This is a genomic window from [Pseudomonas] carboxydohydrogena (assembly GCF_029030725.1).
Lineage (GTDB): Bacteria > Pseudomonadota > Alphaproteobacteria > Rhizobiales > Xanthobacteraceae > Afipia > Afipia carboxydohydrogena.
The window spans coordinates 928,862-949,824 of the sequence record NZ_CP113162.1; the positions used below are offsets into that span (position 1 = coordinate 928,862).

Annotated in this window: 20 protein-coding genes; 15 read left to right on the top strand and 5 right to left on the bottom strand. The window is 59.8% G+C overall.

Annotation, left to right across the window (positions count from 1 at the left end):
- Positions 1–159: 159 nt before the first annotated feature.
- The 5 genes from AFIC_RS04460 (at position 160) to AFIC_RS04480 (ending at position 6,414) form a co-directional block, all read left to right on the top strand.
- Positions 160–2,700, top strand: a complete 2,541-nt coding sequence (locus AFIC_RS04460) for a P-loop NTPase (protein WP_275247952.1) — start codon at positions 160–162, stop codon at positions 2,698–2,700.
- A gap of 394 nt (positions 2,701–3,094) precedes the next feature.
- Positions 3,095–3,937 carry a lytic murein transglycosylase gene (locus AFIC_RS04465; RefSeq protein ID WP_275247953.1) on the top strand — a complete coding sequence of 281 codons (843 nt, stop codon included), beginning with the start codon at positions 3,095–3,097 and terminating at the stop codon, positions 3,935–3,937.
- A gap of 242 nt (positions 3,938–4,179) precedes the next feature.
- The gene (locus tag AFIC_RS04470; protein ID WP_275247954.1) at positions 4,180–5,373 is read left to right on the top strand and encodes a GGDEF domain-containing protein; all 1,194 of its coding nucleotides are present in this window, start codon (positions 4,180–4,182) and stop codon (positions 5,371–5,373) included.
- A 105-nt stretch (positions 5,374–5,478) separates the two neighbouring features.
- The gene (locus AFIC_RS04475) at positions 5,479–5,733 is read left to right on the top strand and encodes a DUF2171 domain-containing protein (RefSeq protein ID WP_275247955.1); all 255 of its coding nucleotides are present in this window, start codon (positions 5,479–5,481) and stop codon (positions 5,731–5,733) included.
- 132 nt (positions 5,734–5,865) lie between these two features.
- Entirely contained in the window at positions 5,866–6,414 is a 549-nt protein-coding gene (locus AFIC_RS04480) for a DUF4112 domain-containing protein (RefSeq protein WP_275247956.1), read from the top strand.
- Positions 6,415–6,442: 28 nt separating this feature from the next.
- On the opposite strand, the gene AFIC_RS04485 is transcribed toward AFIC_RS04480, so the two are convergent.
- The 4 genes from AFIC_RS04485 to AFIC_RS04500 form a co-directional block, all read right to left on the bottom strand.
- Positions 6,443–6,730, bottom strand: a complete 288-nt coding sequence (locus AFIC_RS04485) for a hypothetical protein (protein ID WP_275247957.1) — start codon at positions 6,728–6,730, stop codon at positions 6,443–6,445.
- Between the two features lie 251 nt (positions 6,731–6,981).
- On the bottom strand, positions 6,982–7,392 hold the full coding sequence (gene msrB / locus AFIC_RS04490) for a peptide-methionine (R)-S-oxide reductase MsrB (RefSeq protein ID WP_275247958.1): 411 nt from the start codon (positions 7,390–7,392) through the stop codon (positions 6,982–6,984).
- Between the two features lie 11 nt (positions 7,393–7,403).
- Positions 7,404–8,123 (bottom strand): peptide-methionine (S)-S-oxide reductase MsrA, encoded by a 720-nt coding sequence (msrA, locus tag AFIC_RS04495; RefSeq protein ID WP_275247959.1) that lies wholly within the window; start codon positions 8,121–8,123, stop codon positions 7,404–7,406.
- A gap of 106 nt (positions 8,124–8,229) precedes the next feature.
- Positions 8,230–9,339 carry an ATP-dependent DNA helicase gene (locus AFIC_RS04500; protein ID WP_275247960.1) on the bottom strand — a complete coding sequence of 370 codons (1,110 nt, stop codon included), beginning with the start codon at positions 9,337–9,339 and terminating at the stop codon, positions 8,230–8,232.
- Between the two features lie 154 nt (positions 9,340–9,493).
- Here AFIC_RS04500 and AFIC_RS04505 point away from each other — a divergent pair, with 154 nt between their 5' ends.
- Both AFIC_RS04505 and AFIC_RS04510 read left to right on the top strand, forming a co-directional pair.
- A complete protein-coding gene (locus AFIC_RS04505) occupies positions 9,494–9,883 on the top strand; it encodes a DUF4345 domain-containing protein (protein ID WP_275247961.1) in 390 nt (129 codons plus the stop codon).
- A gap of 57 nt (positions 9,884–9,940) precedes the next feature.
- Positions 9,941–10,078, top strand: a complete 138-nt coding sequence (locus tag AFIC_RS04510) for a hypothetical protein (protein ID WP_275247962.1) — start codon at positions 9,941–9,943, stop codon at positions 10,076–10,078.
- A 7-nt stretch (positions 10,079–10,085) separates the two neighbouring features.
- Here the strand turns inward: AFIC_RS04510 and AFIC_RS04515 are convergent, their stop codons facing one another.
- A complete protein-coding gene (locus tag AFIC_RS04515) occupies positions 10,086–10,538 on the bottom strand; it encodes an Rrf2 family transcriptional regulator (RefSeq protein WP_275247963.1) in 453 nt (150 codons plus the stop codon).
- A 190-nt stretch (positions 10,539–10,728) separates the two neighbouring features.
- Here AFIC_RS04515 and AFIC_RS04520 point away from each other — a divergent pair, with 190 nt between their 5' ends.
- The 8 genes from AFIC_RS04520 to lhgO all read left to right on the top strand — a co-directional run bounded on the left by AFIC_RS04520 (position 10,729) and on the right by lhgO (position 20,945).
- Positions 10,729–10,884, top strand: coding sequence for a hypothetical protein (locus AFIC_RS04520; protein WP_275247964.1), 156 nt, complete (start codon positions 10,729–10,731; stop codon positions 10,882–10,884).
- A 26-nt stretch (positions 10,885–10,910) separates the two neighbouring features.
- On the top strand, positions 10,911–11,216 hold the full coding sequence (locus tag AFIC_RS04525; protein ID WP_275247965.1) for a TehB family protein: 306 nt from the start codon (positions 10,911–10,913) through the stop codon (positions 11,214–11,216).
- A gap of 256 nt (positions 11,217–11,472) precedes the next feature.
- Positions 11,473–13,218, top strand: coding sequence for a chloride channel protein (locus AFIC_RS04530; protein WP_275247966.1), 1,746 nt, complete (start codon positions 11,473–11,475; stop codon positions 13,216–13,218).
- A 238-nt stretch (positions 13,219–13,456) separates the two neighbouring features.
- Entirely contained in the window at positions 13,457–16,450 is a 2,994-nt protein-coding gene (locus tag AFIC_RS04535) for a molybdopterin oxidoreductase family protein (RefSeq protein ID WP_476692286.1), read from the top strand.
- Entirely contained in the window at positions 16,447–17,205 is a 759-nt protein-coding gene (locus tag AFIC_RS04540; protein ID WP_275247968.1) for a 4Fe-4S dicluster domain-containing protein, read from the top strand. Before AFIC_RS04535 ends, AFIC_RS04540 begins: the two co-directional genes overlap by 4 nt.
- Before the next feature lie 9 nt (positions 17,206–17,214).
- The gene (locus AFIC_RS04545; RefSeq protein WP_275247969.1) at positions 17,215–18,162 is read left to right on the top strand and encodes a dimethyl sulfoxide reductase anchor subunit family protein; all 948 of its coding nucleotides are present in this window, start codon (positions 17,215–17,217) and stop codon (positions 18,160–18,162) included.
- A 506-nt stretch (positions 18,163–18,668) separates the two neighbouring features.
- Positions 18,669–19,661, top strand: a complete 993-nt coding sequence (locus tag AFIC_RS04550; protein ID WP_275247970.1) for an ABC transporter substrate-binding protein — start codon at positions 18,669–18,671, stop codon at positions 19,659–19,661.
- 75 nt (positions 19,662–19,736) lie between these two features.
- The gene (gene lhgO / locus AFIC_RS04555; protein ID WP_275247971.1) at positions 19,737–20,945 is read left to right on the top strand and encodes an L-2-hydroxyglutarate oxidase; all 1,209 of its coding nucleotides are present in this window, start codon (positions 19,737–19,739) and stop codon (positions 20,943–20,945) included.
- The last annotated feature ends 18 nt before the right edge of the window (positions 20,946–20,963 follow it).

Here is a 20,963-nt window from a genome sequence, read left to right on the forward strand (position 1 = left end):
CTTTATCGATATTGTCCCCGCGATGGCAGGGACCCAGAAAGCAAAACGGCGGGCCAGAAGGTCCGCCGTTTTTGTATATCTAAAAAGGTCAGGAGTTCTTGCTGGGAACTTTATCTCGGTGCAATCTAAGCGTGTAGATGAACGTTTGGGGGCGGCCGAATGAACGTTGCTGATGAAGATAGAGGGTATCTTTTGGCATCAATGCGGGCGGGAGAGGTGGTCTTAGTTCTAGGAGCCGGGGCGTCTGCCACCAGCACCAATCGCGGGGGCGAAGCTGTAAAAGTAGGCCTTGCGCTGGCAAAAAAAATTGCAGAGCGGGCTGGACTAAACTACGGCGGTGAAAAACTCACAGACGTTCTCAGTGCGACAAGCAGGATTCTCAGCAAAAAGCAGTTACAGGATATTTTGACCCATGAGTATGTGGGAGTAAAACCCTCACCTGAGCTTGAGCGCTTATTCCAGTATACTTGGAAGCGTCTATATACTTGGAATATTGACGACGCTCTTTTGAATTTAACGGGTAAATCCGCACAGCGTCGTCGTTTCTACAACGGCTTGATAGATAAAGCTGCCGAGCCGGAAGAGAACGGCCAGCTCCATATAGTCTACCTCCATGGTGATGCAACGAAGCCAGAACATAGCTTTATACTAACGGAAACTGAATATTCCTCTTGGCTCAAATCAGATAAGCATTTTTGGTATCAACGAGCGGCGCAAGACTATTTTACATTCTGTCCTGTCTTTATCGGATCGACGCTTGACGAGCCGATCCTAAGTGCTGAACTGGAAAGAGCGGGCCGTGAGTTAAATTCGACTGCGGGTCGTGCTTTCTTAATTACTCCGGATGTTCTGAGCCCGATTAAGCGCGCTAGCCTCGAAGCAAGGGGAATAGTTCATCTCCAAGGCGCTCTTGAAGAATTTTCTGCGTGGCTTGCGAAGAATTTACCGGGCGGTCGTTCGCCCAAAGATGTGCTCGCCACGAACAACAGTTTTTCCGACCAAGTGTTAGATAGTTTAACTCGCGACGATATCCAAACCGCTCATTTTTTGAGGCCCGTCGACGCATTGGGATTGCATCAACGAATCGCGCGAATATCGCCAGGCGATAAGGCGCGACTGGGTAGGGAGTTTCTTCGCGGATTCCCACCGAGCTGGCTTGTTGCTGCATCAGACATACCAGTCAAACTCGAAGCCACTACAGCGCTCCTTGAGCAATTAAAGCGCGCAGTCGAAAATAACGAGCGACTTTTTATTGTTACGGGCCAAGCGGGCAGTGGAAAAACCACCGCTGTGATGATGGCGTTGTTGCAGTATGTTGAGAAGAATAAAGAAGTCGCGTTGTTCGACCTGAGCAGTGATGTTCGCTCCATAAAGCGCGCCTTCAATTTGTTGCGCAAAATCAGCAACAAGAAGATCATAATCTACATCGGCGACCTTTTCTTATTTGGAGATGGATTTAGGGAGGACATTGACGGGCTTGTCGGGCGAGACATCACAGTTGTTTCAACAGCGAGGTCTGGTGAATGGCGTGATAGACTATCTCGACAGTTTCCTGGATTGGAGCCTTTTTTATTCCAGCGTTTCGTAAGAAAAGACTTTGACCCGTTGATTGATCGGCTCATTGAATACGTGCCGGCGCCTAGATTCCGTCAACTCTCAAGGCCTGAGCAGCGGAAAAAATTAGCGTCTTCGGATAGTCAGCTACTTATAGCTCTACGAGAAGCAACGGAGTCGTCAAATTTTTCGGATATTATTACCAATGAATTCGAGAAGCTTCCGGATGACGACACTAGATTGCTATTAATGATAGTGGGTATCGCAACGATTGCTCGTGTTGGGATGAGCAAGGAAGCCGCCTATGAGGCTTACGCAAATATTTCCAAGTCGCGACCATTTGATGAAGCGCTAGATGCTTTATCGGGGATTGTTTCAGTGGCGGACAACCGAAGATTTTACGCAAGGCACGAGCTTTATTTTCGGCATATTTTAGAAAACGTCATTTCATTCTCCGAACTATCTCTAGTAATCAGGTCCATTCTAAAAACCTATTTGAAATATGAAATTCCAATTGTTCGAAGTGTGAATCGACTTGAGTCAACGCTTTTTCGGTTTTTGCTGAACCACGATTTTATCTATGAGCATGCGAAGCAGCACAGAGAGCTCGAGCATGGTCGGAATATTTACTCCGAATTTGAAGTTGAGTTTCAGCTAGATGGCCACTACTGGCTTCAGTATGGACTTTACCTAGCGGAAATAGGGGATCTACATAGTGCGATCGATATGCTTCGGCGTTCAATTCAAGCTTATCCTGATAATCCGTATGTGTTTCATGCATTAGCTTCAGTTCAGCTGCAGCTAGCTCGTGAACGGCCAAACTATGACGCCGTTACTAAGTCCTTGATTGACGAAGCTGTTAGATCATTGAAATTGCGGGATGCAAAATCGGGCATAGAAGTCGACGAGTATCCAATCGTAACATTGGCCAACGGTCACATCGCCGCGTTGATTAAGCATGGAGATTTAGGCGCCGCCAAAGCTTACGGAGCGGAATATTTTGATCGGCTTCAACAGCTGGATCGACAGGTCAACTCGCCAGCGATTCAACACACGAAAGATAAAGTATTTCGCTTTGTGACTCTCGGACAGTGGGGTGAAAAGCACCACTCTGGCCGGAACCGCTCCGGCATGGGTTTTGGCTAAAATCTAAAATCTAAAATGTAAGATCGTTGACAAATAATCTTCTAGGTATATATTCCTATATGCCCCGTCCCACTCCTGAGGGGCGGCTCGCGATCGTCACTTGTCGCGGGGCGGGATGCGGTGAATGCGGCAGCGTCACGTGCGGACGATATGGGTATCCATCACTCTGTCATGGCCGGACTTGACCCGGCCATCCACGTTTTGAGGCGCATCAAGGAAAGGCGTGGATCGCCGGGCAAAAGGGCGTTCACGCCCGTCTTCGACGAGCTATGCCGGTGATGACAACTGTGGGTGGAGCACCGTCATCCTCCCGCCCCGATTCGCCGTGCTATAAAGGCTTGCGAATTTCCCGCCCGCCGGTCCCGGCAGCCCCAAAGGCATTCGAGAGGTTTTCATGCGCCATTTCTCCCGCACGCTGTCCCGCACATTGTCCGGCCTGGCGCTCTCGCTCGGTCTCATCGGCGCGGCGGCCGCAAGCTCTCCCGCCTCCGCCGCGCAATGCGGCGGCGATTTCAACGCCTTCATCTCGAATTTCTCGCGCGAGGCGCAGGCGGCGGGGATTTCGCCGGGCGTGATCAATCAGGCGTTCGCGGGCGTGGCGCAGGATCAGGCGGTGCTACAGTTCGACCGCCGCCAGCGCTACACCTTCAACAAGACCTTCGAGCAGTATGTCTCGACCCGCGTCGGCCCCGGCCGTATCAAGACCGGCCGCTTCATGATGCAGAAGAACGCCTCGCTGTTGTCGCGCATCGAGCAGCGCTTCGGCGTGCCGGCGGAAATCATCGTCGCGATCTGGGGGCTGGAGACGGATTTCGGCAAGGGCGACATGGGCAAGCGGCCGGTGATCCGCACCCTCGCGACGCTCGCGCATGATTGCCGCCGCACCGAACTGTTTCAGGGCGAATTGCTCGCGGCGCTGAAGATCGTGCAGCGCGGCGACCTGCGGCTCGACGATCTGGTCGGCGCGTTCGCGGGCGAGATCGGCCAGACGCAATTCCTGCCGTCGAGCTACATCAAGTACGGCGTCGATTTCGACGGCAACGGTCATGTCGATCTGCGCCACAGCGTGCCGGACGTGCTCGCCTCCACCGCGAACCTGTTGCACACCAACGGCTTCAAGAAGGGCGCCGACTATCACGAGGGCAGCGCCAATTTCGATGCGATGCGCGAGTGGAACAGGGCGGTGATCTATCGCAAGACCATCGCCTATTTCGCCGACAAGCTGGCCGCGCCGTAGAGTTTGGCGCGCGGGGCGCAGGGTTAACGGGGCGCCAACGGCTTTTGCATCTTCATTGATTCAAAACCACGCCGAAAGGTGTCATGGAACAGTGAGGGTCCGTTAAGTTCCCGCAGCGCATGTTCCCCGCAGGAAACCGGCGGTGACCGGTATTGAGGCGGGGACATGGGTCAGACGACCGGCAGCCGACATCACAGGCCGCGCGGCGATGCGCTGGTGGCCCGGAGCGGGGGAGATCGCGCGTGCTGAACGTCGTCACCCTCTGGCTCGTGTTCGTCGTCAATTTTATCGCGCTCGGCGTGGTGTGGATCTACGTCGCGCGCTCCTATCCGAATTTCGAGGCGGCGCGGTTCTGGGCCGCAGGCGCGTTCATCGCATCCACGGGTGCGGCGTTGTCCGTGCTGCGGATGTATGTCGATCCCGTCCTGCCGCTGTTTCTCGGCGCCGTGATGATGATTTCCTCGACGAGTTTCGTCGCGATGGGCGTCGAGCGGTTCTACGGCCTGCCGGTCTCGTGGCGGATGCATGCCGCGCTGATCGGCTTCAGCGCGCTCAGCATCGCCTTCTTCGCCTGGCAAGCCAGTCCGCCGATGCGGATCGCGATCTATTCGCTCAGCCAGTCGTTCTCCATCGCCCTTACGACGATGCTGATCTGGCGGCATGGCGCGCGACATCCCGGCGCGCGATTTGCCGGCATGGTCGGCGCGGTGCTCGCGGCTATTGTGATGGCGCGTTGCGCGCTGCGCTTGTCCCAGCCGCCGGAAGCGATCTATATGATCCACTTCTCGCCGCTCCAGTCGGTGATCGTGCTGGTGCTGGTGTTCCTGTCGATCGTGTGGAATTTCGGCTTCCTGCTGATGGCGATCGACCGTCTTCGCGCCGAGGTCGCCGATCTGGCGTTGCTCGACGATCTGACGGGAGTGGCCAACCGCCGCCGTCTGCTGATGTCTCTCGCTGAGGAATGCGCGCGGTCGGATCGTGCGATGCAGCCGTTTTCCGTGCTGCTGATGGACATCGACGAGTTCAAGGCCATCAACGACAATTACGGCCATGCGGCGGGAGACGAATGTCTGCGGCAGTTTACCCGCACCGTTCAGCAAAGGCTCCGCACCGGCGATCTGCTGGCGCGCATGGGCGGTGACGAGTTCTGCGTCGTGCTGCCCGCGACCACCCTGCATGAAGCGGGGCTGATCGCGCGCGACATGCTCGGTCTGTGCGTGGCGTCGCAGGTGCACTGGAGTGCGGCCGCGATCCGGTTGTCCACGTCGATCGGCGTCGCCCAGTGGCGCCCGGAGATCGGACATGATTTCGGGCGGTTGATCGCTGCGGCGGATGAGGCGCTATATGCCTCCAAGCGCGATGGAAAGAGCCGCTATTCCGTTTGCGCGATGCCTCCGTTGCCCGAGGTTGAGACGCCGCTGCGCAGGAGCGCATAAAGCCGTCGCGTCATGAACATCATTTCATGCACGCGGTGCAAAGGTTGCGTGAACATAACGGCTGCTTGTGCGTTATCCCGGGATTCCAACCCTGAGGATTTGACGATGAGCGATCCGCGTATCAAGGAACACATGGAAGTGATCGGCGCCGACGGCGTGCATGTCGGCACGGTCGATCGCGTCGAGGGCCGCCGCATCAAGCTGACCAAGGCGGACAGCGGCATGGGCAGCCACAAGGGCCATCATCATTTCATCGATCTGGGTCTGGTCGCCGATGTCGAGGGCAACAAGGTCCGCCTGTCGGCCAATGCCGCCGTGGCCGTGACGCTCGAGGAAGAAGGCGGCCGCAAGGCAGTCTGAAGCCATTCACTTTTGCGATATTGATCGCCTCCCGCGTCGCTTCGGCGCGGTTGCTTGCGTGCGCGGATATCGGCCATAATTTATGCCCGCCGCCATGCGAGATATTGAGTAGAGACCAACAGGACCAGAGCCGTGACAGCGAAGTCGGACACGTTTTTCACCCATCCCCAAAGCGCCCCGCGCCGCCGCAAGCCGCCGCCGGTCATCGATCAGGACGGCAACGAAGTCGGCAGCGGGCATTTCGGTGACGCTGGGCAGCGCCAGCACGGCACGTCCTTTAGCGGCACAGCGTTCAGCGGCACCGTGTTCGGCAATATCGGGTTCGGCCCGCTCACGCGCGCGCAACGGTTCGCACGGATCGAGGCGCTGGCGCGGCTGATGGATGTTGCGTTCGTCGTGCCGGGCACCAATGTCCGTTATGGCATCGACGGGCTGATCGGCCTCATTCCGATCGTCGGCGATCTGCTGACGACCGCGATGTCCTTGTGGCTGGTGCGCGAGGCACGTGCGCTCGGCGCGCCGGCTCATATCGTGGCGCGAATGCTCGGCAATGTGGCGCTCGATGGCGTGGTCGGCATCGTGCCGTTTGTCGGCGATGCGTTCGACGTCATGTTCCGCGCCAATATGCGCAACATCCGCATCCTGCGGCGCTGGATGGACAAGCAGCCGCGGATGGATTGATTGTGAAGGACTGAAGAGGCGGAAAGCCTCAGGCCGCGTCGGTTGCTTCCGCCTCGGCCTTTTCTTCCTCGTCGCGGCGGCGCGGCAGCGGGAAGGCGCTGCTCTCATAGAGCGAGCGGATGCCGTTCTGGTCGAAGCGGGCTTCGTCCACTTGCAGATAGGCGCCGTTCAGCGAATCCGCGGGCAATTGCTCGATCGCGAACTGCACGGCTTCGGCCGCGGTGCCGAAGCGGCGATAGGCGAAGCCAGCACGCTTTTTCTTCCGGATCGCTGCGGGAAAAAGTTCGGCTTCGGTATTGTAGTTGAATGCCGCCATCGTTTTCGGCCTCTCATCATTCAAGTTGGGTTGCTAGCCATTTTCCGCGGCTGCCACGTCGGGACGATACGCGCCGCGCTTTTTGATTAATCCCAATATAGGCGCTTTCGGCCCGGAATGCGACCTCCGATTGGCGGCATGATGAACGAGGGCCTCCGCGCGGTTTGACCGTGCGGAGGCCCTTGAATCAATCACTTACGAGCGTGGGAACCAAATGCCGGAACGATGGGACCGGAATACGGCCTCGGATTCTACTTCGGCTCGTGTTTCAGCGCCGCCGAATTGATGCAGTAGCGCAGGCCGGTGGGCCCCGGTCCGTCGTCGAAGACATGGCCGAGATGACCCTGGCAGCGCGAGCAAAGCACCTCCGTGCGTATCATGCCGTGGCTGACGTCGCGTTCCTCATGGAGCTTACCGGCGTCCACGGGTGCGCTGAAGGCGGGCCAGCCGCAGCCGGAGTCGAATTTCTCGTCGGACGAAAACAGCAGTTGCCCGCAGCCCGCGCAGACATAGGTGCCGGGATCGAACGAATGGTCATATTCGCCCGTGAAGGGACGCTCGGTCGCCTTCTCGCGCAGTACCGCGTACTGCATCGGCGTGAGTTCGGCGCGCCACTCCTGTTCGGATTTCTCGATGTGTCCGCTATCGGTTTTGGTCGCCATGCGCTCCTCGTTCAATTGGTCGCTTTCGCATCGCGCACCAGCATGGGCTTGTCGCGATAGTCGGCGGCGAACAGTTTTTTCAGATTGTCGACCTTCGGGATGTCGTTGAACGCAATATAGGGCTGATGGGGATGCAGCGTCAGATAGTCCTGATGATAATTTTCGGCCGGATAGAAGCCGTTCATCGGCTCGATCCTGGTGACGATCGGCTTCTTGTAGACCTTCGAGGCGTTAAGTTCGGCGATGTAGTCCTTCGCGATGGTCTGCTCCTCGGGCTGCGAGGTGAAGATCGCGGAGCGATATTGCGTGCCACTGTCCGGCCCCTGACGGTTCAACTGGGTCGGATCGTGCACCACGGAGAAATAGATTTGCAGGAGCTTGCCGAGGCTGACCTGCTTGGGGTCGTAGGTGATCTTCACCGCCTCGGCGTGGCCGGTCGATCCGGTTGAAACAGTGTCGTAACGCGCGCTGTCCGCCGAGCCGCCGGCGTAGCCGGAGACGGCCTGAAGCACGCCCCTGGTGTGCTGGTAGACGCCCTGTACGCCCCAGAAGCAGCCACCGGCGAGGACGATGGATTTCGGTTCGCTGCCGGTGCTCATGGCGACATCGGCTTTCGGTGCCGGAATGATGAAGGGTTCGGCAGAGGCGCGGGAGGAGACGCCAGCGAGGGTGGCAAGCGCCAGTGCGCCAAATGCGGCAAAAGCGACGCGACTTGGTTTGAGGGTCGTCATGAGAAGGCATCCTTCGTTTGCGGCGGCAGGGCCGCTCCGATGAGTCTACGCCTTTCCCAGATGATTGTTACGTGTCCCGTGGACGCGCGATCCGGCCATGGAACACCTAGACCACCACGGAGAGCCGCTTCGCGGCGCGGGTGATGCCGGTATAGAGCCAGCGGGCACGGCTGTCCTGAAACGCGAAACTCTCGTCGAACAGCACCACGTCGTCCCATTGCGAGCCCTGCGATTTATGAACGGTCAGCACGTAGCCGTAATCGAACTCGTCATAGGGCTTTCGCTGCTCCCACGGCAGATCCTCGATGCCGCCGTTGAAGCAATCGGCGCGGACGGAGACTTTCGTGACCTTGGCGCCGAAATCTTCTTCAGGAGACAGGCGCATGGTGATGATCTTCGACTTCGACTGCGCGCGCGCCTTGACGCGCCACAGCCCGCCATTGAACAGCGCCTTCTTGCGATTGTTGCGCAGGCAGACCAGTTTATCGCCCGCGACCGGCAGCGCCTCCTCGATCCCATTCTTCTGCCGCACCCGCATGTTGTAGGCGCGGCGGGTATTGTTGCGGCCGACCAGGATCTGGTCCGCCGCCATCACGCGATCCGGGTCGAGGGCATTGCGGGCGACGACTTCGCTGTCGCCGAACTGGCCGGTTTCCAGCGCGCGGCCCTCGCGCACCGCCATCGACATGCGCACGATGGGATCGTTCTGCGCCTGCCGGTGGACTTCGGTGAGCATCGCGTCCGGCTCCGCCTCGGTGAAGAATCCGCCGCCCGCGATCGGCGGCAATTGCGCGGGATCGCCAAGCACCAGCAAGGGGCAGTCGAACGACATCAGGTCGCGCCCGAGATCGGCATCGACCATCGAGCATTCGTCGATCACGATCAGCTTCGCTTTCGAGGCGGGCGCGTCGTCCCACAGCTCGAAGCTCGGCTGCTCGTCGCCGGTTTCGCGTGTCCGGTAAATCAGCGAGTGGATGGTGGACGCGCCGTCGCATCCCTTGTTGCGCATCACCAGCGCGGCCTTGCCGGTGAAAGCGGCAAACTTCACCTCGCCATCCACGGCGTCGGCGATGTGGCGGGCCAGCGTGGTCTTGCCGGTGCCGGCGTAGCCGAACAGGCGGAACACCGGCGGCGTATTGCCACGGCCGGGCTTCGCCTTGAGCCATGAATCGACAGCGGACAGCGCGCGGTCCTGATGGGGAGTGAAGGTAGGCATGGGACATCGATATAGAGAGAGTTCGCGACGCGGTACAGCCGCCCCGGACATGCATCAACGGATGGTGCATTTTGAGGCGGGATATCACGACAAACTGTGATCCGCCGGGTGGGCGAAGCACATATAATCCGCGTCGAAAACATGGATATGGACAATGGAACGAATCGTTTTGCAGGCCGCGATTGCCTTCGCAGCCATCGTGCTGATCGGCGCCGGCACCGCCGGCGCGCTGCTCGGGGTCGATCTGATCCATGGCCGCAATGGCGGGCTGGTCGACAGCTATTTCCGTTATCTCTCCGCGATGACGGCCGCGATGGGAGTGATGTTCGCGATGACCATTCCCCATGTCGAAACCCATCGCGAGCGGATCGGCACGCTGTCGTTTCTTATTTTCATCGGCGGCCTCGCACATCTCTATACGTTCAGCATCCGGCCGACGCCGACGGTCGGCACCTTCTTCATGCTGTTCATGGAATTGATTTTCGTTCCGCTGCTGTGGCTCGGCCAGCGGCATGTCGCGCACAAGGCGGCGAACCTGTCATGAAGTTCGCGCTGTCGCGTTTCTTATTGAGGGAATGAGCTGCCGATGGCGAAGCGAATTTTGATCGGTCTTGCGGCGATTGTGATCGCCGTCATCATTATTGTTTTTGCGTTGCAGTTCTATCGCCACCTGACCGGCGCAGGCGATTCCCAGCCGGGAATCATCTTCGAGCGAACTGATCGGCCGTCGCGGGCCTGATGCCAGCCTAGGCTCTGCGCGCCCCGATGGCGAGGAGGGGCCGGGTCGCGGAATCCTTGGGGGAGATGATGAGATCGGCGAGGGTGTAGCCGTCGAGCGTTTCAAGGAAGGCGGCAAGCGCTTCATTGAGCGCGCCCCGCAGGCGGCAGCGTGGCGAGATCATGCAGCGGTTATCGGCTGTCATGCACTCGACCAGCGCGAAATCCGGCTCGGTGGCGCGCAGCACATCGCTGAGACGGATACGCTCGGGGCGTTTGGCGAGCGTCAGCCCGCCCGACCGGCCGCGGACGGCTTTCATGTAACCGGCCCGGGTCAACTGGTTGGCAACCTTCATCAGGTGGGCCTTGGAAATGTCGTAGGCTTCTGCGGTTTCCTCGATGGTAATGAGGCGCCCGTCCGGGACGACTGCCGCATACATCAGAATGCGCAACGCATAGTCTGAGAAATTTGTCAGCCGCATGAATGGGATCCCCGGGTTTCGGTCAGCCTATCACATTAAGCCTAAAGATACATCCCAAGTATTTTTATATCCTGAATCATCACCAGAGGTTGAATAAAACAGGTATTTTATATATATCTTTAGTGGGCGCCGGCCGCCAATCGTTACCGCGCCCCATGTCAGGTATTTTTGCTCAGAAAGGGTGTCACCGATGCCTAAAGCTGCAATTGGAACCTATAAAAAGCTCGAGCCCCTCGCCGCCGACCGTGGCCTCGATTCCCGGGCCAGTAGTTCGCTCATTCCGATGCTGGTCAGTGGCCTGATCATGATAGTCATTGGCATGCTGGTTGTTGCGGCGATTTCCTGAAGCCAGCTTGATTGGAGCAAGACGCCATGCCCATCCCCGATAGGTTGCCGGACGGGCTCGAGGCATATGCGCGGTCGCCGGAGTTCAACTCTGAAAGCCTGCCCGCCAAGTTGCAAGCGGGCCATGCCACCAAGGCGGGCACATGGGGCCTGCTTCATGTGCTGGAAGGCGCGCTGGTCTATCGGTTGGAGCCGCCGCGCCGGGACGAACGGCTGGTGAGGGCCGGGGAGACGGTCGTGATCGAGAGCGAGGTCGCCCATCACGTCCAGTTCGTCGAGCCGGGCCGCATGTTCGTCGAGTTCTATCGTCGCGCAGGCGTCCCCAAATCCTGATTCGATCCGCAAGAGCAGACCGGGCGCTGGCCGCGCCCTGCGGGCCTTGGAGTTAAGCGTCAACCTGTCGCTTTCCCGCGAAACAGGCCGCGATTCCATTGGACACGCCGAACTGAGTCGGAAATAGCTATTGCATCGTGTCCTCCGGGTTGATGGCCGTCTCATCCTCTGAAACGCAATCGATCCTGACAAACGGCCCGCAGTCCACGGCCCGGCGATCAGGCTGCCGAGGCTGTCATTTGATGAGTGTGCTCAGATGTCGCTGAGAGCTTGGCTGCGCGCGAGGGTGCGAACGAACGAGTTTTTCCTCGTCTTTCTTGCGGTCGCTCTTGGTGTCGGAACCGGATTTATCGTGACGCTCATGAGCGAGCTTGCCCAGCTTGCCCATGTGCTGATCTATGGAATTCGCATCGATGTCCGGCTCAGCGCCAACGATGTGATCAATCCGTGGGTCGCGGGCGCTTCGCTCGTCGTTGGCGGATTCATACTGGGCCTCATGGAGTGGTACCGGCGGCGCAAAAAAATATCGGCAGCCGTCGATCCCGTGGAAGCCAACGCGTTGCGTGGCGGCCGGTTGTCCCTGCGCGACAGTGTCATTGTCAGCCTCCAGACCCTGATTTCAAACGGATCGGGTGCGTCGGTGGGGCTGGAGGCGGGCTACACCCAGATCGGCGCGGGATTGTCGTCCCTCGGTGGGCGCTTCCTGAACCTGCGCCGCAGCGACTTGCGCATCATCGTCGGAGCAGGGGCCGCCGCCGCCATTGCCGCGGCGTTCGATGCTCCGTTGACCGGCGCTTTCTATGCCTGCGAGTTGATCGTGGGAACCTATACGGTCGCGAGCGCGGCGCCGATTCTGGCGGCGGCGATCTCGGGGACGCTGGTGGTGCGGTGGCTCGGGACAAACACTTATTCCCTGAACGTCCCCGATCTGGTGATGAGCGATCTGCGCCAGTACGGCCTGATGCTCGTTCTGGCCGTTCTCGTCAGCGTCATTGGCATTCTTGTCATGCGGGCCGCGCCGATAGTGGAGCGTGTCTTTGGACACAAGATCATACCGATCTGGCTTCGCCCGGTCATCGGCGGCATCTGCATCGCGGCCATGGCGGGGATAACTCCACAGGTGCTTGGAGCAGGGCACGGCGCGATGGTGCTGGATCTGTCGCGCGACATGCTTCCCGGCCATATCGCCTTGCTGATCGTGCTCAAACTCGCGGCCTGCCTGATTTCTCTCGCATCGGGTTTCCGGGGCGGGCTGTTCTTCGCGTCGCTGTTTATCGGCTCCCTGATCGGAAAACTGTTTGCCACAGCCCTTCATCTGTACGTTCCGTCGCTGGCGTTTCACGTCGACCCGAACGTCAGCGCCCTGACGGCCATGGCCTGCCTGGGCGTTGCGATCGTCGGCGGCCCGCTGACGATGTCCTTCCTTGTGCTCGAGATGACCCGCAGCCTCGAAATCACGGCGGGCGTGCTGGCCTCCTGCCTCGTCACCAGCATGATGGTGCGCCAGTTCTTCGGACATTCGTTCTCGACGTGGCGATTGCACCTGCGCGGCGAAACGATCCGCGGCGCACACGATGTCGGCTGGCTGCGAAGCCTCACGGTGTCACGGCTGATGCGCACGGATGTGAAAACCGAACCGCGCCAGGTGACGATCGCGGTGTCCCGGCATCTTCATCCGCTCGGCTCGACCCATGCGATCTTTCTGCTCGACGAAGAAGGGCATTATGCGGGGACCGTGCTGCTGGCGGATTTGTTCTCCAGCGACTTCGATGTCGGCGCGGACACGCGCGAGGTTTCCGAACTGGCGAAATATCGCGACATGACGCTGACGCCATCGATGAACATCAAGGTTGCGATGGCTTGCTTCGACAAGGCGGAATCCGAGATCCTTGCCGTCAGGGATGAGGCCACGGGTGAAGTCCTCGGTTTTCTCACCGAGGCATTTGCCCGCAAAAGATATGTCGATGAAATCAATCGCGCGACCGAGGAAGTCTTTCAATAAAGGCCCTCGCGCGCGTATCGGCGTGCGTCATCATCATCGAGAAGCGATTGCCGGTGGCCGTTGAAGGCGCCGGCTTTTTTCTTTGCGCGCTGCACAACAATCGTCGCAGGCGATTGGATCGTTCGTAAAAATCAATCGATAAGTGTTTGATTTTACATTGAGAATATCTTCTGGACTCGTTCTAATCGGAAATGCGGATTGGCCGATGGGCGATCCGAATGAGGAAGGTCGGACCAGGATGAGTTTGATCGGAGATGCATTCGGCCATGCGGGCCGCATGCTCAAGCGCGATGTTCATGCCGAGCAGCAACAGCCCGCAGAGCGCGATCTGCTTGAGTTGCTCGCGGGTCCCGTCGAGGTGGTGGAGACGTCGCCCGTCGTCGGCGACGAGGTAAAATACACCACCTGTTATATGTGTGCCTGCCGTTGCGGCATCAAAGTCCACATCAAGGACGGCCGCATCCGATACATCGAAGGCAACAAGGATCATCCGGTCAATCGCGGCGTGCTGTGCGGCAAGGGCTCCGCCGGTATCATGCAGCAATATTCCCCGGCGAAGCTGCGCAAGCCGCTGCTGCGCACCGGCGAGCGCGGAAGCGGTGAGTTCAAGGAGATCGAGTGGGAGGAAGCCCTCGGTCTCGCCACGCAGTGGCTCGGCGATATCCGCCACACCGATCCTAGGAAGCTCGCCTTCTTCACCGGCCGCGACCAGAGTCAGTCGCTCACCGGCTGGTGGGCGATGCAATTCGGCACCCTGAATTTTGCCGCGCATGGCGGCTTCTGTTCGGTCAACATGGCGGCCGGCGGTCTTTATTCCATCGGCGGTGCGTTCTGGGAGTTCGGCGAGCCGGACTGGGAGCACACCAAATACTTCATGCTGTTTGGCGTTGCCGAGGATCACGATTCCAACCCGATCAAGATCGGCCTTGCCGAGTTGAAGAAGCGCGGCGCCAAGTTCATGTCGATCAATCCGGTCAAGACCGGATATTCCGCCATTGCGGATGAATGGGTCGGTATTCGTCCCGGTACCGATGGTCTTTTCGTCTTCGCGCTGATCCACTGCCTGCTGCACGCCGATATCGTCGATTTCGATTTTCTCGCGCGCTACACCAACGCGACGTGGCTTGTGGTGCAGAATCCGGGCGGCGCGGATCATGGCCTGTTCGCGCGCGACGCCGAAGGCGCGCCGCTCGCCTGGGACAGCAAGACGGGCAAGGCGGTTGCCGCCAGCGGCACGGATTTCTCGCCCGCCGTCGTCGGCACCTTCACGCTCGAGGACGGCCGCCGCGTGATGCCGTCGTTCCAGTTGCTCGCCGACCGCTATATGAGCGACGAGTTCTCGCCCGAAGCCGTCGCGGAGCGTTGCGGCCTCACAGCCGAGCGCATCCGTCGCATCGCCGCCGAAATCGGCGAGGCGTTCAACGATCCCGTGGTGCTCGATCAGCCGTGGACCGACTGGGCGGGACGCCGCCACGAGAAGATGGTGGGCCGTCCGATCGCGATGCACGCCATGCGCGGCATCTCTGCGCATTCCAACGGCTTCCACACCTGCCGCGCGCTGCATGTGATGCAGATGCTGTTAGGTGCGGTCGATACGCCCGGCTCATGGCGCTACAAGGCGCCGTATCCGAAGCCGCTGCCCGGCGGCCCCAAGCCCGCAGGCAAGACGTGGGCGCCGGACAAACCGCTCGATGGCATGCCGCTCGGCTTCACGATGGGGCCGGAGGATTTGCTGGTCGACGAGAATGGCGGTCCGCTGCGCATCGACAAGGCCTATTCGTGGGAAGCGCCGCTGTCCTCGCATGGCATGATGCACATGGCGATCCACAACGCATGGGCGGCCGATCCTTATCCGGTCGACGTGCTGTTCATGTACATGGCCAACATGGCGTGGAATTCGTCCATGAACACGGCCGGCACGATGCAGATGCTGACCGACAAGAACGAGGACGGCAGCTACAAGATTCCGAAGATCATCTATTCGGACGCCTATGCCTCCGAGATGGTCTCCTATGCCGATCTGGTTCTGCCGGACACGACATACCTTGAGCGCTGGGACTGCATCTCGCTGCTCGACCGTCCGATCGGCAGCGCGCACGGCCCGGCCGATGCGATCCGCCGTCCGGTGCTGACACCCGACCGCGACGTGCGGCCGTTCCAGGACGTGCTGATCGAACTCGGCGCGCGCCTCAAGCTGCCTGGCTTCACCAACGATGACGGCTCGGCGAAATATCCCGGCGGCTATCCGGATTACATCGTCAACCACCAGCGCAAGCCGGGGATCGGTCCGCTCGCCGGTTTCCGCGGCGAGGACGGCAACACGCCCGGCAAGGGCGCGCCGAACAAGAGCCAGCTCGACCGCTACATCGAGAACAAGAGCTTCTGGCGTCACGAGCTGCCGCACGATGAAGTCTACTTCAAGCACGGCAACAAGAACTATCTCGAACACGCCGTGAAGCTCGGCATGATCGACAGCGCCAACCAGATCGTGCTGCATCTCTACAGCGAGCCGTTGCAGAAATTCAAACTGGCTGCGGAGGGGCACGGCCCGATCCAGCCGCCGGAGCGCGACCGCGAGCGGGTGAAGAACTACTTCGATCCGCTGCCGATCTGGTATCAGCCGCTGGAAGAGCAGGCGGTGTCGGCGGAAGAATTCCCGATGTCGGCCATCACCCAGCGTCCGATGGCGATGTACCATTCGTGGCACTCGCAGAATGCGTGGCTGCGCCAGATATTCTCGAAGAACTTCCTCTACATGAATCGCGAGACGGCCGAGAAGATGGGTTTGGCCGATGACGATTACGTCTGGGTGACGAGCTATCACGGTCGCATTCGCGTACCTGTGCGCACCATGGAAGGCGTCAATCCCGACACGGTGTGGACGTGGAATGCGATCGGCAAGCGCAAGGGCGCGTGGAATCTGCCTTCCGACGCGCCGGAAGGCACCGAAGGCTTCCTGCTCAACCATGTCATTTCGGAACGGCTGCCGGAGAAGGACGGGTATCGCCATTCCAACTCCGATCCCGTGACCGGGCAGGCCGCCTGGTACGATGTGCGTGTGCGCATCGAGAAGGCGACCGATTCCGAACATACCCCGCTGCCGGAATTCCCCACACTCAAGCGTCCGCCGCACATGCCGCAGCGCCCAGCCGTGCTGCGCTTCGACGCCGAAGGCCGCAAAAATCCGTGGGATCCGCTTCCGGCCCGCAAATCCTCAGGAGCCGCAAAGTGACGTCGCTTCCCACCATCGAACCCGGCCAGAAGAAGCTCGGTCTCGTCATCGATCTCGACACCTGCGTGGGCTGTCATGCGTGCGCCGTGAACTGCAAGGAGTGGAACGCGAGCGGCCACTCCGGCCCGTTGAGCGACTTCCAGAGCAAGTCCGACGGTGTCTGGTTCAACCGCGTGCACACCTATGAGGCGGGGCAGGGCGAGACGTCGCGTACCGTGAACTTCCCGCGATCCTGCCTGCATTGCGAGGAGCCGGCCTGCGTCACCGTGTGCCCTACCGGCGCGTCCTACAAGCGCACCGAGGACGGCATCGTCCTCGTCAACGCCGACACCTGTATCGGCTGCAAGCTCTGTTCGTGGGCTTGCCCTTACGGCGCGCGCGAGTTCGACGAAGACGATGGCGTGATGAAGAAGTGCACGCTGTGCGTCGACAAGATCTACAACGAGAATCTGCCGGAGGCCGATCGCGTTCCGGCTTGCGTCGCGACCTGCCCGGCGCATGCGCGCCATTTCGGCGATCTCGGCGATCCGGACTCCGATGTCTCGCGTCTGGTCGCCGAGCGCGGCGGTTACGAACTGATGCCGGAGCTTGGCTACAAGCCGGTCAACCGCTATCTGCCCCCGCGTCCGCGCAAGCAAGGATCATGCGGTTCGCAGAACGACATTTCGCTGGTGGATATCGCTGCGAAGAAGGCATCCTCCGACGGCAAGGGCGCGGCGCTGTTGCGCTGGGCCGACCGCGTCCTGTCGCGTTGAGGTGAAAAGATGCATCCCGCACTCTCGGTCATCATTTTCACCACGGCATCCGGCGCGGGCTATGGCCTGCTCGTCTGGTACGGCCTGATGTCGGCGTTCTCCGGCGCGCCCGGAGATCGTCTGGTCGCGCTCGTCGTGCTGCCGCTTGCGCTTGCGCTGGTGACGGTTGGGCTGTTGTCTTCGACGTTCCATCTTGGGCGGCCAGAGCGTGCGTGGCGCGCGCTCTCGCAATGGCGCACGTCATGGCTGTCGCGCGAAGGCATCTGTTCGTTCGTGACCTATGTTCCGGCGGGGTTGTTGCTACTGGCCTGGATCGTCTGGCCCGCGCCGGGCGCGGTCGCGGTGACGCTGGGCCTTGTCACGGCGGTGGCTTCGCTGGTCACGATCTATTGCACGGCGATGATCTATGCGTCGCTGAAAACGATTCACCAATGGCACAATGCCTATGTCGTGCCGAACTATCTGGCGCTCGGCCTTTACAGCGGAGCGTTGCTGCTGGCCACGATCCTGCATCTGTTCGGTCAGGGCTCGCAAGGCGTCGATATCGTGGTGCTGGTCGCGGGTGTCGCGGCGCTGATCGCCAAGCTCGGCTATTGGCGCTTTATCGCGACGACCCGGCATCCGAGCAGCCCCGAAAGCGCGACTGGCCTCGGCAATATCGGCAAGGTGCGCCTGTTCGAGGCGCCGCACACCGAAGAAAACTATCTGATGCGCGAGATGGGCTTCACCATCGCCCGCAAGCACGCCGACAAGCTGCGCGGGATATCGCTGCTCGCATTGTTCGCAGCACCGTTCGTTCTGGTGCTGATCTCTATCCTGTTGAGTGGGATGGCAGCCACCATCCCGTTGACGATCGCGGTCGTGCTTGCGGCGATTGGCGTGCTGGTCGAGCGCTGGCTGTTCTTCGCGGAAGCGCGACACGTCGTCACGCTGTTCTACGGTGCGCGCGCCGCATGAGGATCGATCGTTCTGAACGATCGATCGAAAGCCGAAATATCGTACGCTGCGACGGCATATTCGCGGCGCGCGATATTTTATGCCGATGCCAGATATTGAGACACGCGGATTGTCATTCTGTTTGTATCGTAAGTATTAGAAATAAATTCTGTGCCGCCCGAAGATTTCTCCGCTAGGATTGTCGAACAAGAATTCTGACGCCTTCTGCACGAGATGCTGCCGCACCGGCCGTATCAATCGTGCGAGGATAGATCGGAACGTGTGCAGCATCGCAAAAGGCGGCTGCGCTGGTGTCTGGGGAAGGTACGGTTACATGATGCTGCTCGTGATGCAGGGCATGACTCCGCGATGCGGATGGCTTTCGTTCCTCCCCAATTCTTCTGACGATATTTGCAGTGCCGTGGGACAGCGGAATGCGGGCATGGTCGCCCGCAAGAGCTGCAAATCGCACGCTCTCCGCAACTAAGAGACGCGCGAACAATCATTCAAAGGGAGGTCGAAATATCATGAAGTGGGTCCGTCAGATATTCGCCGCAGGTCTCGTCACTATGATGGCGACGCCTGTCTTTGCGGCACCTGTTAACGTGCGCATCGCCAAACAGCCGGGCGTGGGTTACCTGCCGCTGATGGTGATGGAGCATGAGAAGCTGTTTGAAAAGTACGCCAAGAAGGAAGGCGTCGAGATCACCACCGAGTGGCTGAAATTCACCGGCGGCGCGGCGATGAACGAGGCGCTTCTCTCCGGCAGCCTCGATATCGCGACGGGCGGCATCCCGCCGTTGCTGACTATCTGGTCGAAGACCCAGAACAATTACAAGGTGAAGGGGATTGCTTCGATCTCCTCGCATCCGCAGTTTCTTGTGACGACAAATCCCAAGGTGAAAACGCTGGCCGATTTCTCGTCGGGCGACAAGATCGCGCTGCCTGCCGTCAAGATTTCCAACCAGGCCGTCATGATCCAGATGGCGGCGATCAAGCAGATGGGCGAAGCCAAGGCCTTCTCTGTCGATCAGTACACGGTCTCCATGGGGCACGGCGATGCGATGGCGGCGATGCTGGGCGGCAGCATCAACAGCCACTTCGCCCAATCGCCTTTCCAGGACATCGAACTGAAGGACCCGCGGGTCCATATCGTGCTGAACAGCTACGATGCCGTCGGCGGCCCTTATCCGATCGCGGTGGCTTATGCGACCGATCGCTTCATTCAGCAAAACCCGAAGCTGCTGAAGGCTTTCGTGGATGCGTTGAAGGAAGCGCAGGGCATGATCCGTTCGGACGTCAACTATGCCGCGAAGGTCTGGATCGAGATGGACGTGAAGAAGTTCAGCAAGGACGATGCCCTCGCTATTCTGAAGAATCCAAAAATGATCTGGGACGCGGCGCCTCAGAACACGCTCACCTTCCTGAAGCACATGAACAAGGTGGGATTGGTCGAGCGGACGACCACGAACTGGAAGGACGTCTATTTCCCGGCGATCTACGATCTCAACGGGTCATGATGTCGGAAGCGCCGCGTCGGGAGGAACGGCGCGGCGCTTGATCGTCGAGGTTGCAGTAACGGTGGATTTGACTGGATGTCCTATACTCATTGCGTCATTGGCGGCGGCATTGTCGGGCTTGCCACCGCAACGGAAATCCTGCGCCGGGATTCCGGGGCGCGGATCGTGCTGGTCGAAAAGGAAAACAGCTTCGCGTTTCACCAGACGGGGCATAACAGCGGCGTCATTCATGCGGGCATCTATTACGCGCCGGGGTCCCTGAAGGCTCAGCTCTGCCGCGAAGGGGAAATGGCGACCAAGGAATTTTGCACCGCGCGGAATATTCCATTTGAGACGTGTGGCAAGCTGATCGTCGCGACCGACAGCGTCGAAATGGAGAGGATGCAGACCTTGATCGGCCGCGCCGAGCAGAACGGCATCTCGATCGAGGAGGTTTCGGCGACGCGCCTGCGGCAGCTTGAGCCGAACATTACCGGCGACGGCGCCATTCTCGTGCATACGACGGGTATTGTCGATTACCGTCAGATCTGCGTGGCGATGGCGGAGGAGCTTCGCCAGCATGGCGCGCGAGTCATGACCGGAGTCGCGGTCACGCAAATCGAGGAGGGCGAGCGGAGTGTAGCCGTCATGCTCGATAGCGGAGATCGACTGACGGCGGACCGGCTGATCGCATGCGCCGGCTTGCAATCGGACCGCATCGCGCGAATGGGCGGCCTCAACCCGACGCATCGGATCGTGCCTTTCCGAGGGGAATATTTCACGCTGCCGCCGTCGCGCTCGTCGATCGTCAAGCACCTGATCTATCCCGTTCCAGACCCGGATCTGCAATTTCTCGGAATCCATCTGACCCGGATGATCGATGGCCGCATTACCATCGGGCCGAATGCGGTGCTGGGATTCCATCGCGAGGGTTACGCCAAGGGAAGCGTGAATCTTCCAGACGTCTTCAGCATGGCGAGCTTCGGCGGATTCTGGAAGCTCATCTTCCAGCACTCTCGCGCGGCGCTGAGCGAGTTCGGCAATTCCATCTCGCGGCGGCGCTATCTGGACCTGTGCAGGAAATATTGCCCGGGGCTGACGCTCGCGGACATGGGACAGCCGGGCGCGGGAATTCGCGCTCAAGCCGTGATGGCTGACGGCTCGCTGTTGCAGGACTTCCTGTTTCTGAACACCAGCCGTCAGGTGCATGTCTGCAACGCACCGTCGCCGGCGGCGACATCGGCCATTCCTATCGCCAGGAAAATCGTCGATCGGCTCGACGTTGCGACTGTCTCACCGGCATAGCGATGGTGTGACAGGGCA